Annotated in this window: 11 protein-coding genes and 2 pseudogenes; 10 read left to right on the top strand and 3 right to left on the bottom strand. The window is 71.4% G+C overall.

Features of this window, described 5'->3' with window-relative positions:
- Positions 1-66: 66 nt before the first annotated feature.
- The 4 genes and pseudogenes from I6J71_RS20045 to I6J71_RS20030 all read left to right on the top strand — a co-directional run.
- Positions 67-1,533, top strand: coding sequence for a hypothetical protein (locus I6J71_RS20045; protein WP_204096101.1), 1,467 nt, complete (start codon positions 67-69; stop codon positions 1,531-1,533).
- 127 nt (positions 1,534-1,660) lie between these two features.
- A pseudogene (locus tag I6J71_RS20040) lies at positions 1,661-2,364 on the top strand (leucine zipper domain-containing protein); the annotation flags it as partial.
- A 310-nt stretch (positions 2,365-2,674) separates the two neighbouring features.
- Complete coding sequence (locus I6J71_RS20035; protein WP_204096100.1) at positions 2,675-4,051, top strand: IS110 family transposase; 1,377 nt, start codon at positions 2,675-2,677, stop codon at positions 4,049-4,051.
- Positions 4,052-4,067: 16 nt separating this feature from the next.
- Positions 4,068-4,350, top strand: a pseudogene (locus I6J71_RS20030) (integrase core domain-containing protein); the annotation flags it as partial.
- On the opposite strand, the gene I6J71_RS20025 reads toward I6J71_RS20030, so the two are convergent.
- The 3 genes from I6J71_RS20025 to I6J71_RS20015 all read right to left on the bottom strand — a co-directional run bounded on the left by I6J71_RS20025 (position 4,347) and on the right by I6J71_RS20015 (position 6,652).
- Positions 4,347-4,838 carry a hypothetical protein gene (locus tag I6J71_RS20025; protein WP_204096099.1) on the bottom strand — a complete coding sequence of 164 codons (492 nt, stop codon included), beginning with the start codon at positions 4,836-4,838 and terminating at the stop codon, positions 4,347-4,349. The pseudogene I6J71_RS20030 and the gene I6J71_RS20025 overlap by 4 nt on opposite strands.
- A 268-nt stretch (positions 4,839-5,106) precedes the next feature.
- Positions 5,107-5,472 carry a DUF2568 domain-containing protein gene (locus tag I6J71_RS20020; protein WP_204096098.1) on the bottom strand — a complete coding sequence of 122 codons (366 nt, stop codon included), beginning with the start codon at positions 5,470-5,472 and terminating at the stop codon, positions 5,107-5,109.
- A 40-nt stretch (positions 5,473-5,512) separates the two neighbouring features.
- The gene (locus I6J71_RS20015; RefSeq protein WP_239155071.1) at positions 5,513-6,652 is read right to left on the bottom strand and encodes an alpha/beta fold hydrolase; all 1,140 of its coding nucleotides are present in this window, start codon (positions 6,650-6,652) and stop codon (positions 5,513-5,515) included.
- A 191-nt stretch (positions 6,653-6,843) separates the two neighbouring features.
- Between I6J71_RS20015 and I6J71_RS20005 the strand changes: the two genes are divergently transcribed.
- The 6 genes from I6J71_RS20005 to I6J71_RS19980 all read left to right on the top strand — a co-directional run bounded on the left by I6J71_RS20005 (position 6,844) and on the right by I6J71_RS19980 (position 13,798).
- Positions 6,844-7,776 (top strand): MurR/RpiR family transcriptional regulator, encoded by a 933-nt coding sequence (locus I6J71_RS20005; protein ID WP_204096097.1) that lies wholly within the window; start codon positions 6,844-6,846, stop codon positions 7,774-7,776.
- A 124-nt stretch (positions 7,777-7,900) separates the two neighbouring features.
- Positions 7,901-8,677 carry a hypothetical protein gene (locus tag I6J71_RS20000; RefSeq protein ID WP_204096096.1) on the top strand — a complete coding sequence of 259 codons (777 nt, stop codon included), beginning with the start codon at positions 7,901-7,903 and terminating at the stop codon, positions 8,675-8,677.
- A 575-nt stretch (positions 8,678-9,252) separates the two neighbouring features.
- Positions 9,253-10,545, top strand: a complete 1,293-nt coding sequence (locus I6J71_RS19995) for a sugar ABC transporter substrate-binding protein (protein ID WP_204096095.1) — start codon at positions 9,253-9,255, stop codon at positions 10,543-10,545.
- A complete protein-coding gene (locus I6J71_RS19990; protein WP_204096094.1) occupies positions 10,542-11,528 on the top strand; it encodes a carbohydrate ABC transporter permease in 987 nt (328 codons plus the stop codon). Before I6J71_RS19995 ends, I6J71_RS19990 begins: the two co-directional genes overlap by 4 nt.
- Positions 11,525-12,355, top strand: coding sequence for a carbohydrate ABC transporter permease (locus I6J71_RS19985; RefSeq protein WP_204096093.1), 831 nt, complete (start codon positions 11,525-11,527; stop codon positions 12,353-12,355). The genes I6J71_RS19990 and I6J71_RS19985 overlap by 4 nt, the downstream gene beginning before the upstream one ends.
- 3 nt (positions 12,356-12,358) lie before the next feature.
- Complete coding sequence (locus I6J71_RS19980; RefSeq protein ID WP_204096092.1) at positions 12,359-13,798, top strand: glycoside hydrolase family 3 protein; 1,440 nt, start codon at positions 12,359-12,361, stop codon at positions 13,796-13,798.
- Positions 13,799-13,802: the final 4 nt, after the last annotated feature.

Raw genomic sequence — 13,802 nt, 5'->3', positions numbered from 1 at the left:
CGCCGCGGGCTCGCGCGGGATCCGGCCGCGCGCCAGCAGAGCTGCGCCGCGCTCGTCGACGATCTCGTGGCCGCGACCGCGGCTGCCGAACGGACCCGCCGCCGCAAGCGCCGGTGGCGGTTCACCGGCATCCCGGCTCCGGCACTCGTGGTGGTCGCGCTGCTCGTGCTGTGGTTCGCCGCGAGCGGGTCGCCGGCCGCGCAGGATTCGACGCTCGAGCGCGTGCCGGCCGCGTTGCGCGACCACTGCGGTGCGGCGGGGCAGCCTGCGGCCGGCGCGACGGCCACCGTCACCTGTCACGACGCGTCGGGGCAACCGGTGACGGCGGCGCTATACGCCGATCCGCGGCAAGTGTCCGCTGCGTACGCGGACGCTGTCGCGGAGGCGGGCGTCGCCGCCGATCAGGGAGATTGCGCCTCAGCGGCCGGCGGTGAACACCGCTACCCCGCGACCGGACCCGCGCGCGGCCGGGTGCTGTGCCAGGTGCGCGCAGGCACGGCGACCGTGACGTGGACCGACGACCAGGCCCGCACCGTCACGCGCGCCGAGGTCCCGGCCGGTGACGACGCCACGCTGCGCACGGCGTGGGCAGGCTGGGTGGGGTGGGCGCCCGAGGCCTTTCCCACCTCGGACGAGAACGCGCTGCTCGGCGTCGCCGCCGGCACGGGGTGCGTCCGCGCGGCGCCGGCGGATCTCGACGCGTACGCCGGCGCCGTCGCCGGCATCACCTGCACGCCACAGGGCTCGGGCGCGCGCCGGGTTTCCTACGTCCGATTCCCGGACGTCCCCGCGCTGCGGACGGCGTTCACCGCGCTGGTGCGCGCGGCCAAGGCGCCGAGCGGCAGCGGCTGCCCCGGCTCGCCGTTCCTCGGCACGACCCGGTTCGACTGGCTCAGCGTGGACCTCGGCCAGGTGCTGTGCCACCCGGGTCCCGACGGGACGGTCGCGATGGACTGGAGCCTCGAAGCGTTTTCGATGATCGGCCACGTCACGGGGGCGTCCGGCGACGCCGTCGGCGGCTGGTGGTCGCAGTGGCACGTGGCGCCGCTGAGCCGGATCGTCGGCGAGGTGAACGAGCACTCCGCCCCGCCGTTCCCGGACGGGGTGGAACGCGCGCTGCTGCAGCACATCCCGCCGCAGTCGCGGCAGAACTGCGTGCGCCCGTCGCCGGACCGGAAGTGGCAGGACCTCGGTGCGGTCGCGGCCACCGCCGCCGTCGCGTGTGGACGGACGAGCGGCGCCGGGCTCGTCGTGTACTACCAGCTGCCCGACGCCGCCGCGATGAACCAGGTGTTCAACAGCACCGGAGACAGCGAGGCCGCCTGCACGAGCCTGCCCAAAGACTTCGAGGGCGACCGGGCCTACGCCCGCGGCGGCCGCACCGGCCGGCTCGCGTGCGCGACGACCGGCCCCGGTGGCGAGCTCGTTCTCAAGTGGACGGACGACCAGGCGCACATCGAGGCCGTCGCCCACCGCGGCACGACCCCGTTCGCGCTGATCGACTGGTGGACCCACGAGGCGGGCCCGGTGTGAGCTCTGGCTGTGGTGTCCGGGGACGTTTCCGGGGTTGAGTGGGTGACGGCCTGTCGTGTGGCCAGGTGAAGGCCTCCGGTTGTGAAGTGGAGCTGTCCAGGAACCGCTTCATTGACCGGAGGCCGTCGTGTTCCGCCCTAACGCAACCCTGACCCTGCGAACCCGGCTACGGTTGGCTCGCCTGGTCGTCGAGCAGGGCTGGACCTGCGCGGCGGCGGCCAAGATGTTCATGGTCGCTGCCAAGACCGAAGCGAAGTGGGCTGGGCGATACCGGCACGAAGGCGAAGCCGGGGTGATCGATCGCAGCTCGCGTCCGCACCACAGCCCGGCCCGGCGGTGCGGGCGATCGTGCGGCGGCGATGGCGGCACCGACTCGGCCCGGTCCGGTGGCAGGCTCGGACTGCCCGCATCGACGGTGCACGCGGTACTGGTGCGCTGCCGAATCAATCGGTTGTCCCGGATCGACCGGGTCACCGGCGAACCGCTGCGCCACTACGAGCACGACCATCCCGGTTCACTGATCCATGTCGACGTCACCAAGTTCGGCAACGTCCCCGACGGCGGCGGACACCAGGTCCTCGGCCGGCAGCACGGAGACCGCACAAGCGAGCCACGCCCGGCCTGCCCCGCGGCGCGGACCGCAACCCGCGCACCGGCACCACCTTCCTGCACACGGTCATCGACGACCACTCACGCGTCGCCTACGCCGAGATCCACACCGACGAAACCGCAGCCACCGCCACCGCGGTCCTGCACCGTGCCATCACCTGGATTGCCGCCCGCGGAGGGTTTGCCGCCCGCGGAGTGACCGTCGAACGAGTCCTGTCCGACATTCAAGCTGGGTGTGCGGCGTTGAGCCTGTCTCGTCGGCCGGCGGGAGGGATCGGGGTCGTCCGGCACCCGCCTGTGAACGTTGTTTGACCGAGTGGAGCGCTGCGCGACTCCTTGCCTGTTGACCATGCTGGCGGGCGGGGCCACTGCCGGAGTTCGAGATGCCCTGTTAGGAACCCGGTGACCATGTCCTGATCGAGGCGGATGTGGATCCCTGTTAGCGAATGTCTGGTGCGGCTCGGACTCCCACGGCGGTGCGGCGGCCGGATCCGAATTCACGCGAGCAAGGGAGCCGGCATTGATCGTTCGGATGGGCATCGACCTCGCGGTCCGCGCGCAGCACCAAGCCAGCATGGCCGACGAGCAGGGACGCGTGCTCTGGTCCGGGCACCGTTTCCGCACCCGCAGCGAGGAACTGGATCGGTTGTGGGCACGGCTGCCCGACGGCGTCACGGCTGCGGAGGTGACGGTCGTGATGGAGCCGACCCGCAACGCGTGGGTTCCGTTGGCCGCGTGGTTTCGCCGACGGGGCGCGACGGTGGTGCTGGTGTCCGCAGAGCGGTCGGCGGATCTGCGCGCCTACTACGCCAAACACACCAAGAGCGACCGGATGGACTCGGTCCTGCTGGCCCGGCTGCCGTTGCTGCACCCCGAAGGACTCCATCCCGAGCGGGGCACGGGGCCGGGCGATCCGCTGCGGCGCGCGACGAAACTGCACTCCACGCTGGTCCAGCGCCGCACCGCCGGCCTCGCCCGGCTCGATGCGCTGCTGGAGATCCTGGGACCGGACTGGCATGCCGCCCTCAGCGGCGATCTGGCGAACAAGACTCCGCTGCGGTTCCTCGCCGCCGGCTACGCCGACCCACACGCCGTCCGTCGCCTCGGCCGTGCGCGGTTGGCCCGATTCTTCTACCGGCACTCCCGCGGCGCCTGGGGCGACTCGGAAGCCGACAGGGTCCTGGCCGCAGCCGCCGCGACCACCGAATTGTGGGGCGAGGAACTGGCCTTTGCCGAGCTGGCCGACGACATCGCCGTCGAAGCCCGCCTCGCGCTGGCGATCACCGATGAAATCAAAGATGTCGACGAACGTATCGCCGTCCTGGTCGCCGAACGTGACCCCGAAGGGCTCATCACCTCCGCGCCCGGCGTCGGACCCGTGACCGGGGCAGTCATTCTCGGACGGCTCGGCAACGTCAACCGGTTCTCGTCCTTGGCAGCAGTCCGCGGTTTCAGCGGCCTTATTCCGTCGCTGAACGCGTCCGGCGTCTCCGGCAGCCACGGCGGCCCGACCAAACGCGGCGACGCCCTGCTCCGCGAAGCATTGTTCATGGCCGCCAGCCAGGCGCGCCGCCACGACCCCACCTTGGCCGCGAAGTATCACCGGCTGATGGTCGAAGCCGGCAAGCACCACAACTCTGCGCTCTGCCACATCGCAACCACCCTGCTGACCCGCATCGCATCATGCTGGAAAAACCACACGCCCTACCAGCTGCGCGACGTCAACGGCACACCCGTCACCGCGATCCAAGCCGGCGACATCATCGCCCAGCGATACACCGTTCCGGAAGACATTCGCCGATCACACAGGACAACCGGAGTGGGGACGGGCCAGCGAAACAAGAAGTCGCCAAGCGCTCCATCGACCGGCCCGTCCAACACCCACGCTAAACCCCACCAAGCGGCTTGACATCCCTTAGGAACGCAACGGTGGCGCCTACCGCTCCCACCTCTGGCGCGACATATGCACCGAGCTGGGTATCACCCCGAAACGGACCCACCCCTACCGACCCCAGACCGACGGAAAACTCCAACGCTTCCACCGCACCCCGGCCGAAGGCCGGGCCTACACCCGTTTCTACCCGAGCGAACAGCAGCGCCGAGCAGCACTACTGGCCCCACTTCTACATTCACCACCGAGCCCACAGCGCCATCGGAGGCCACCCACCGATCACCCGACTGACCAACCTCCCCGGACACCACATCTAGCCCTGCACGGTCCCGCCGACCGACGCGCTGCCGCTGATGTGCGACCCGGGCGAGCCCGCGGCGGCCGCGGCCGTGTGGATGCCTTCCTTGCCGTCGACGATCGAGAACATGTCCACGTTGCCCTTGGTGCCGCCGGCGTAGGAGATCCCGAGCGTCCACTGGTGCGGCTTGCCGTCGGCCGCGACGGTGAGCGACTGGCGCCACGGGAGCGTGACCACTCCCCTCTGCTGGGTCTTGCCGTCGAGCGTGTAGGTGATCTGCGTGAGCTTGCCTTCACCGGTCGCGTTGAGCACGAGCGTGTGCGGCTCGCGGTCGGGGACCGAGGGCGAGGCGGGTGCTGACGTGGCGGACACCGCGGAAGCCGGCGCCGGCGAAGACGCCGGGACGGGCGCGGGATCCGGGGCGCCCCCGCACGCGGTGAGAGCGGCCAGCAGCGCCGCGGCGGCCGGGGGCACGGCGAGGGTCCGGGCAGTGGCGCGAAGATCCATGCGCGAACCGTACCGGCCGGACACGGGACCGGTCCCCGCTTCGAGAGGACCCGCGGTGAACACTTTCCCCATCCGCGACCCTGCCGCCAGCACGACTCGCTGACGCACCGCGGCTCGTGGTGGCCGAGCAGCAGCGGCCGCACGCCGATCGAGTTCCCCCGTGCACCGGCTCCACGCCGACAACGAACCCGAGCCGATCGGGAACTCGCTCAACCACACTCTGCTGACCGAGCCGGCGAGCGCCACGAGCACACGGACGCGCGCCTCGTCAACCGTCCTTGGCGAACACCCGCACCGCGATCGCGGTGAGCACGCCGGCGACGGCCAGCACGATCCCGGCCACGAGCAGCCCGGACGCGGCCAAGGCCACCGCGGCCGCGCCGAACAACGCGAACTCCAGGATGAACCGCGTCGGCTCGGGCGAGCGACGCGGCGCCTTCGGGGCGATCACGAGCGCCCAGATCGCCGCGGCTGGCAGCGGCCACAGCACTCCGCCGACGACGTCGAGCAGCGCGCTGCCGCCCAGCCGTGCCCCGGCCACCGCGAGTCCCGCGAGCAGCGCCAGTTCCGTCAGGAACCGCACCACGAGCACGAACCCCGGGAAGCCGCGCAGGGCGGGACGAGTGGTGGTCATGCCGGCAGCGTAGCGAGCCGCCACCACCCGGCCGGGCCGCCTACCCGGCGTGCTTCGCGAGCTGCTCCCCGGCCCACGCCACGACGCGCGCCCACGACGGGTGGGCCGGGTCGATCACGTCGAAGTGGCCCGCGCCGGGCACGTCGACCGTCTCGGCCGCGAAGGCGACGCGGGCTTGGCCGGCCGGGACGATCTCGTCGGCGTCGCCGTGGACGACCAGGAGCGGGACGCCGGCGTCGGCCGGGGTGGCCCAGGTGTAGCGATCCGGTTGTTCGGCGGGGGTGCCGCCGAGGAGGGCGCGGACCAGGCCGTCTCCGGCCAGCGCCGCGACGGCACCGGTGTAGCGGCGGTCGGCGTCGACCGGCGCGCCGGCGGGTCCCGGGAGGTCCGGGTCGGACAGCTCGTGGCCGAGGCGGGCCTCCGCCGAGCCGCGCAGGTCGAGCACCCCCGCCAGGGACACGGCCGCGACCGGCGTGACCTTCGGGCCCGCGCCGGGCGCGGCGTCGGGCAGGGTGGCGCGCCCGGCGCCCCACGCTGCGAGGTGGCCGCCGGCCGAGTGGCCGATGACCACCACGCGGGACAGGTCGAGCTCGGGGCCGAGGCCGGCCAACGCGTCGACGGCCGCGGCGAAGTCGGTCAAGGTGCCGGGCCAGCCGCCGCCCGGTTCGCCCAGGCGCCGGTACTCGACGTTCCACACGGCGTACCCGCGGGCGAGCAGGTCGTCGGCGAGCGGGGTCAGCTGGCGCCGGTCGTACAACGCGGTCCAGAAACCGCCGTGGACGAGCACCACGACCGGGAACGGGCCAGGCCCTTCAGGCAGGTACAGCTCTCCCACCTGCGACGGTTCGGGCCCGTAGCCGACGGTCCGCACGCGGCGCGGGCCGTCTTCGGCGTCGTCGTAGCGCACGCCGCGCTCGGAACCCACCAGCTCATCGATGGTCGCGAAGAAGGCGGCGATCTCCGGCTGGTTGCCGCCCTTCGCGCGCGAGGCGTCCCAGGCCGAGTCGTCGGTCCACTCGACGAAGTCCAGCCAGGTCTCGTCCGCGACTCGCACGAGCCGCGCCGAAACGAAGCCACGGCGATCGCGGCGGAACGCCTCGATCATGCCGGGGCGGGCGTCGAGCATCGCCCGCGTCCGCTCGGGACGGACCCTGAAGGTCGTCAGCTCGATCACCGACATCGGGCGCTCCTCGCTCCAGTTAGTCACCTTTATTGACTACTTTGAACCTTAGCCGGGCCCGGTGGCGCCGGCAACCACACCCGTCCGTTGTGTCCGGGATCGCACCCGTGCCACACCGTCCACAGTGGTCCCGCAGACGCGGGCGGGTCCCGGCCACTACGATGCAGAAGAGCCGACAGGAGAGTGATCCGATGCCCGACGACGCCACCCCCGCCGACGGCGGGGACTCGCTCACCGAGCGGATCACCGGCCGGCTCGCCGGGATGTCGCGGGCCGAGCGCACCGTCGCCGAGTACCTGCGCCACCACGCGCGCGAGGCCATCTTCGCCACCGCCGAGCAGATCGGCTCGGCCACCGGCACCAGCGACGCGACGGTGGTCCGCACCGCGAAGACGCTCGGTTACACCGGGCTGTCGGACATGCGCCAGCACCTCGCCCGGCAGGTCGTGACCGAGACCAGCCCGTCGCTCAAGCTGCACGCGCGTGAGACCGGCGAGGTCGAGGGCCCGCCGACCACGGTGCTCGAGCGGGTTTTCACCGAAGCGACCGAGCGGCTCGCCGAGACCTGGCGGCTCATCACCGAAGAGGACTTCGAGCGGGCGGTGAACCTGCTCGACGAAGCCCGCGAAGTGCTGGCCTTCGGTATCGGCCCGTCGAGCTTTCTCGCCGGCTACCTCGCGCTGCGGCTGGGCCGGATGGGGCGGCGCGCCCGCGCGAGCGGCGCGACCGGCTTCCGCCTCGCCGACGACCTGCTCGGTCTCGGCGAGGGTGACGTCGTCGTGCTGTTCCTGCCGAGCCGGCTGCTCGGCGACATCGAGGTGCTGCTCGACCGGACCCGCGAGGTCGGCGCCCGCACCCTGTTGGTCACCGACTCGCTCGCACCGGTGTTCGGCGACCGCGTGGCCGTGAGCCTGCAGGCCACCCACTCCCCCAGCAACTTCACCGGCGAGATGCTCAGCGCCGAGGTCCTCGCCGACGCACTGCTGCTCGGGCTCGCCTCCCGCGACGAAGCCCGCGCGAACGGCGCGTCGGAGTTGCTCACCACCCTGCGCTCGCGTCTGATCCAAGGCGACAGCCGCGACTACGTGCCGCGTCGCAAGTCGGGCGGTCCACGCAAGGGCTGAGCCGCGCCCGGATTGTCCGGGGTTCATCGCCCGCACGCCGGCGCGGAACCGCATTTGTACGGACCGTGTACCGGCTGCGGCGAACCTGGTTCCCACACCCACTGGGGATCAGGAAGGACCGAGGATGAACATCGCGAAGCGCTCGCTCGGGCTGGTCGCGTTCGCCGCCGCCATCACGCTGTCCGGCATCGCGCCGGCACTGGCCGCCGACGCGAGCGGCACCGTGCACACCGACTCCGGTGCCCCGCTCACCGTGCGATCGGCTCCCGGCACCGGCGCGAGCTCCGTCGGCACGATCGCCGACGGCACCGCCGTGGTCATCGACTGCCAGACCACCGGCGACACCGTGACCGGCAAGTACGGCACGAGCAACGTGTGGGACCACATCGCCGCGAAGGGCGGCTACGTCACCGACACCTACGTCTACACCGGCAGCGACGGCCGCGTCGCGCCCGACTGCACGAACGTGCCGACGCCGCCGGCGAACACCTGCTCCACGACCGGCCTCGGTGACGCCCGCACCTGCGCGCAGGCCGTGGCGTACGCGAAGACCCGCGTGCACTCCGGCAACGACTCCTCCTACGACGGCTGGTGCGACCGCATCAACGCGCAGAACTACGGTTTTTCGGCGTCGGGTTCCGAGACGGCATACGTGCACTGGACGCAGATCCCGAGCCAGTACAAGCACGCGGGCGACGAGAACGTGCCCGCGGGCGGCCTCGCCTTCTTCTCCAACGGCGGCGCGGGCCACACCATGATCTCGATCGGCGGCGGCCAGTTCTTGTCGAACGACATCCACGGCGCGGGGTCCTACACCCAGACCACGATCGCGGAGATCAAGAGCACCTGGGGCCAGACCTACCTCGGCTGGTCGCAGCCGTGGTTCAAGGTCAACCACTGACCCCGTCCGGGAGGCAGGCGGAAGGCCCCGTCCGGTGCACCGGGCGGGGCCTTCCGCGTGTCAACGTCAGGGTCCTCGACGCGATCCGGCCTGCGCGCCCCGCCCCTGGGCGAAGCGACGCTCCTGAAGCGGATGTCGAACCCGGACGCCACGGGCTGTTCCGCGGGGTCTGGACCGAGGACGCCGGCCGCCCACGGGCTACCGGAGGTGTCCCGTCTCGGGCCGATCCGACGAATCAGGTCCGCGCGCAGCCGGACCACCCCGTACCACCGGACTGGGTCCCGTCCGCCACCGCGGACAGGACCCGTCCGCTTTCATGCGGCCGGCGAGGTCTTCACGAACAACACCGCCGGGGCGAGAAACCCTGGCCGGTCATGGGTTTCCGCGCCGCCACCTGCACTTTCCCGTCGAACGCCGGTAGCCGGGCGGACACGCAGCGTCAACCCGGCCGTCGCGTTTACAACGTCTTGGTTACCCGCTTGACACCGGCTGTGGTCCGGACCACTCTGCACCCATTGGTCTACACCATTTGTCACAGACCGGCCGGGTGGCCGGGCACCGAAAGGACGAGACAAGTGAAGCGCTGGCTCAAGCTGGCGGCGGGTGCCGCCGCCATCACCCTCGCCACAGCCGGGTGCGCCGGCTCGGGCGGCGGTGACAACGCGTCCGGCTCGGGGGGTTCCCAGGGTGGCACGCTCACGGTCTGGCTCATGGACGGCTCCGCGCCGGACAGCCTCACGGGAGCGCTCAACAAGGAGTTCGAGGCGGCCCACCCCGGCGTCAAGGTCAACTACCAGATCCAGCCGTGGAACGGCATCCAGCAGAAGCTGACCACCGCGCTCGCGGGCGGCACCCCGCCCGACGTGATCGAGGTCGGCAACACCCAGACCCCGGCGTTCGCCTCCGACGGCGTGCTCACGGACCTCTCGGGCGACGTGGCGAGCTTCAACGGCCCGCAGTGGCTCGCCGGGCTCAAGGCCTCCGGCGAGTTCGAGGGCAAGACCTACGGCGTGCCGTTCTACGCCGCCAACCGCGAAGTCCTCTACCGCAAGGACATGTTCGAGCAGGCCGGCATCACCGCGCCGCCGACCTCGGACCGGGAGTGGCTCGACGACATCGCGAAGCTGAAGGCGAAGTTCGGCAGCGACAAGGACTTCCAGCCGCTGTACCTGCCGGGTCAGTACTGGTACGCGCTGCTGTCGTTCATCTGGGACAACGGCGGCGACATCGCCCAGGCCGAGGGCAAGGGCTTCACGTCCACGCTCGACTCGGCCGGCGCCAAGGCGGGTCTCGAGTTCTACAAGCAGCTCGTGGACACCTCCGGCACCACCGCGCCGAAGGACAACGACGAGGCCACCCCGCAGCAGGCCGGCATCTACGGCGGCGGCAAGGTCGCGATGTTCATCGGGACGCCGGGTGAGGTCGCCACGGCGGCGAAGACCGACCCGAGCATCGCCGACAAGACCGGCGCGTTCCCGATCCCGAGCAGGACCGCGGGCCAGACGGCGCCGGTGTTCCTCGGCGGCTCGAACCTGGTGATCCCGCTCAACAGCAAGAACTCCGACCTCGCGAAGGAGTACCTGAAGCTGCTCACCAGCACCAAGTACATGACCCAGATGGCCGCCGCCGGCTACGTGCCGGGCACGTCCACCGACACCAGCGCGCTGGACAAGGACCCACTCGGCGGGGTCATGGCCAAGGCCTCGAAGAACGGCCGCGCGGTGCCCACCAGCCCGAAGTGGGGTGAGGTCGAATCCGGCCAGAACCCGCTGAAGGACATGCTGACGGCCTACCTGACGGGGAAGAAGTCGCTCGACCAGGCCACGGCGGACGCCAACGCCGCCCTCGACAAGATCATCGGCGGATGACGGCCACCCACGACGTGCCGGTGCCGGCGGGGACCACCCCGCCGGCACCGGCGCACGTCGGTCCCGCGAAACGGCGGCGCCGGGGCGGGTTGGGCGAGCGGGCGACGCCGTACCTGCTGCTCCTGCCCGCGCTCGTCGCCGTCCTGGTCCTGCTCGGCTGGCCCACGATCCAGATGCTCGGCATCAGCCTGCGCCGGCTCGACCTGCGCGAGCTGGTGACCGGCAAGACCGTGTGGGTCGGGTTCGACAACTACACCGCCGAGCTGACCGACCCGCAGTTCTGGTCGGTGGCGCTGCGGACCGTCGTGTTCACCGCCCTGCTCGTGGCCGCCACGTTGCTGGTCGCGCTCGTCATCGCCGTGCTGATGCGCCACCTCAACCCCGTCATCCGGATCATCCTGCAGGTCTCGCTCGTGCTCGCCTGGGCCGTGCCCGTGATCGCGACGACCACGGTGTTCCAGTGGATCTTCGACCAGCAGTACGGAATCCTCAACAAGACCCTCGACCGGCTGGGGTTCCACTCGTTCATCGGCTACTCGTGGTTCTCGACGGGCGCGAGCACGCTGACGGTGGTCGGGTTGCTGGTGCTGTGGCAGGCCGTGCCGTTCGTCGCCTTCACGCTGTACGCGGGACTGATCGGGGTGCCCCGGGAGCAGTACGAGGCGGCGGGCATCGACGGGGCCGGGCCGTGGCAGACGTTCCGCGCGGTCAGCTGGCCCGCGATCCGCCCGATCCTGACGATGGTCACGTTCCTGTCCGTGCTGTGGGACTTCAACATGTTCGGCCAGATCTGGGCGATCCGGCAAGGCGGTCCCGACGGGGCGAGCACCACGCTCGCGATCCTGCAGTACCTCAAGGGCATCGCGGGCAGCCACTTCGGCTCGGCGGCGGCGATCGCGACGATCATGCTGGTGATCCTGCTGCTGGTGACCGGGCGGTACGTGCAGCTGCTGGTGCGGACGAAGGACGGTGAGCTCGCGTGAGGAAGCCCCTGACCCAGCGGGTCACGCTCTCAGTGGCCGGCATCCTCGTCGCACTGGTGTTCTTCTTCCCGACGTACTGGATGTTCACCACGTCGCTGAAGACACCGGGCGAGGTGCTCTCCCCGGCATACGACCTGATCCCGACGTCGGCGACGTTCGCGAACTTCGCGGCGGCACTGACGAAACCGGGGTTCGTGACCTACCTGAGCAACAGCCTCATCGTCACGCTCGGAGCCGTGCTCGCCGCACTGGTGGTCGGCGTGCTGGCCGCGATCCCGCTCGCACGGTTCCGCTTCCGCGGCCGCAAGGGGTTCCTGCTGCTGATCCTGGTCGCGCAGCTGGCGCCGCTCTCGGCGCTGTTCATCCCGATGTACCTGCTGATGCGCGACCTCGGGCTGCTCAACACCCTGCCGTCGCTGCTGCTGGTGTACTTCGCGACGTCGCTGCCCTTCACCGTCTGGATGCTCTACGGTTTCATCGACGGCATCCCGTACGACCTCGAAGAGGCCGCGATGATCGACGGCTGCAGCCGGGCGGGCGCGTTCCGCCGCGTGACGCTGCCCCTGCTCGGGCCGGGGCTGGTCACCACTTCGGTGTTCAGCTTCATCACCGCGTGGAACGAGTTCCTGTTTGCGCTGGTGTTCATGCAGGACAAGCCGAAGCAGACGCTGCCAGTGTGGCTTTCGTCGTTCAAGACCGCGTTTTCCGTCGACTGGGGCGCCATCATGGCGGCGTCGGTGGTCTACGCCGTGCCTGCACTGATCTTCTTCCTGATCGTGCAGCGCAAGCTGGTGTCCGGCTTGACGGCCGGCGCCGTGAAGGGATGAGTTGTGGCTGACCTGCGGCACCTCGCCGAAGCCGTACTGCTGCCCGGGTTCGCGGGCACGACCGCGCCCGAGTGGCTGCGCCGCCGGTTCGGCGACGGCCTGGGCGGGGTGATCCTCTTCGGCCGCAACGTGGTGGACGACGAGCAGGTGGCCGCGCTGACCGACGTGTTGCGCGCCGAACGCGACGACGTGGTCGTCGGCATCGACGAGGAAGGCGGCGACGTCACTCGGCTGGACGTGGCCACCGGGTCGTTCGTGCCCGGTCCGCTCGCGCTGGGTGCGGCCGACGACCCAGGGCTCACCACCGCGGTCGCGGCGGCCCTCGGCGAACGGCTGGCCGCGTGCGGCGTGACGGTGAACCTGGCGCCGTGCGCGGACCTGACGCTGGCGCCGGAGGATCCGATCATCGGGGTGCGGGCCTTCGGATCGGACCCGGTCCGGGCGTCGCCGCACGTGGCGGCCTACGTGACCGGGCTGCAGAAGTACGGTGTCGCCGCGTGCGCGAAGCACTTCCCCGGGCACGGCGCGGCGACGGAGGATTCGCACGTGGCACTGCCCGTGCTGCCGCGGACGCCGAAGGAACTGCGGGAGATCGAGCTCGTGCCGTTCGCGGCGGCGATCTCCGCGGGCGTGCGCTCGATCATGTCGGGCCACCTCGTGGTGCGGCCCTGGGGCGACGAACCGGCGACGCTCAACCGAACGGCGCTGACCGACGTACTGCGCGGTGAGCTCGGGTTCACCGGCGCGGTGATCACCGACGCGCTCGAAATGGGCGCGGTGTCCGGCGCGTACGGCCGGCACGACAGCCTCGGTACGGCGGCGGTGCGGGCTCTGGCGGCGGGCGCGGACGCGTTGTGCCTCGGCGGCGCCGCGTTCGGAGCGGACACGCTCGACCGCATCACCGAGACCGTCGTGGCGGCGGTGTCCGACGGGAGGCTGCCGGCGGACCGGCTCGCGGAAGCGGCCGCGCGCACCGCTGCGCTGGGCACCGCGCCGGCACCCGCGCAGCGGCGGCCCGTCGACTACCGCCTCGGCCTGGAGGCGGCGCGCGCCGCACTGCGGATCCAGGGCGAGCCGCGGCTCGCCGGGGCGCCACTGGTGGTCGACGTGCGCACCGACCCGACGATCGCGGCGGGGCCGATGCCGTGGGGTCTCGGCCCGCACCTGACCGAGCTGGTGCCGGACACGCGGGCGCTCGTGGTGTCCCCCGCCGACGTCGCGGCGGTACGGGCCGAGGCCCGCGACTTCGCGAGCGTGGTCGTGGTGACGCGCGAGGCGCACCGGCACCCGGAGGTGCTCGCGTTCCTCGCCGCGCTGTCCGAGGTGGACTTCGTCCGCGTCGAAACCGGCGCCCCCGGCCCGGATTTCGGCTCGGGTCCGCGCATCGACACGTTCGGCGGTTCGTTCGTGAGCCTGCGCGCGGCCGCGGAGTACCTCACCTGACCCC

Source organism: Amycolatopsis sp. FDAARGOS 1241 (assembly GCF_016889705.1).
GTDB lineage: Bacteria > Actinomycetota > Actinomycetes > Mycobacteriales > Pseudonocardiaceae > Amycolatopsis.
The sequence above is the reverse complement of the archived record's forward strand: the minus strand, read 5'-3'. Positions and strand labels throughout refer to the sequence as shown.

Coding starts and splice junctions, on each gene's coding strand:
- I6J71_RS20000 (WP_204096096.1), top strand. CDS start 7,901: ATGAACATCGCGAAGCGCTCGCTCGGGCTGGTCGCGTTCGCCGCCGCC.
- I6J71_RS20005 (WP_204096097.1), top strand. CDS start 6,844: ATGCCCGACGACGCCACCCCCGCCGACGGCGGGGACTCGCTCACCGAG.
- I6J71_RS20025 (WP_204096099.1), bottom strand. CDS start 4,838: ATGGATCTTCGCGCCACTGCCCGGACCCTCGCCGTGCCCCCGGCCGCC.
- I6J71_RS20015 (WP_239155071.1), bottom strand. CDS start 6,652: ATGTCGGTGATCGAGCTGACGACCTTCAGGGTCCGTCCCGAGCGGACG.
- I6J71_RS20020 (WP_204096098.1), bottom strand. CDS start 5,472: ATGACCACCACTCGTCCCGCCCTGCGCGGCTTCCCGGGGTTCGTGCTC.
- I6J71_RS20035 (WP_204096100.1), top strand. CDS start 2,675: ATGGGCATCGACCTCGCGGTCCGCGCGCAGCACCAAGCCAGCATGGCC.
- I6J71_RS19990 (WP_204096094.1), top strand. CDS start 10,542: ATGACGGCCACCCACGACGTGCCGGTGCCGGCGGGGACCACCCCGCCG.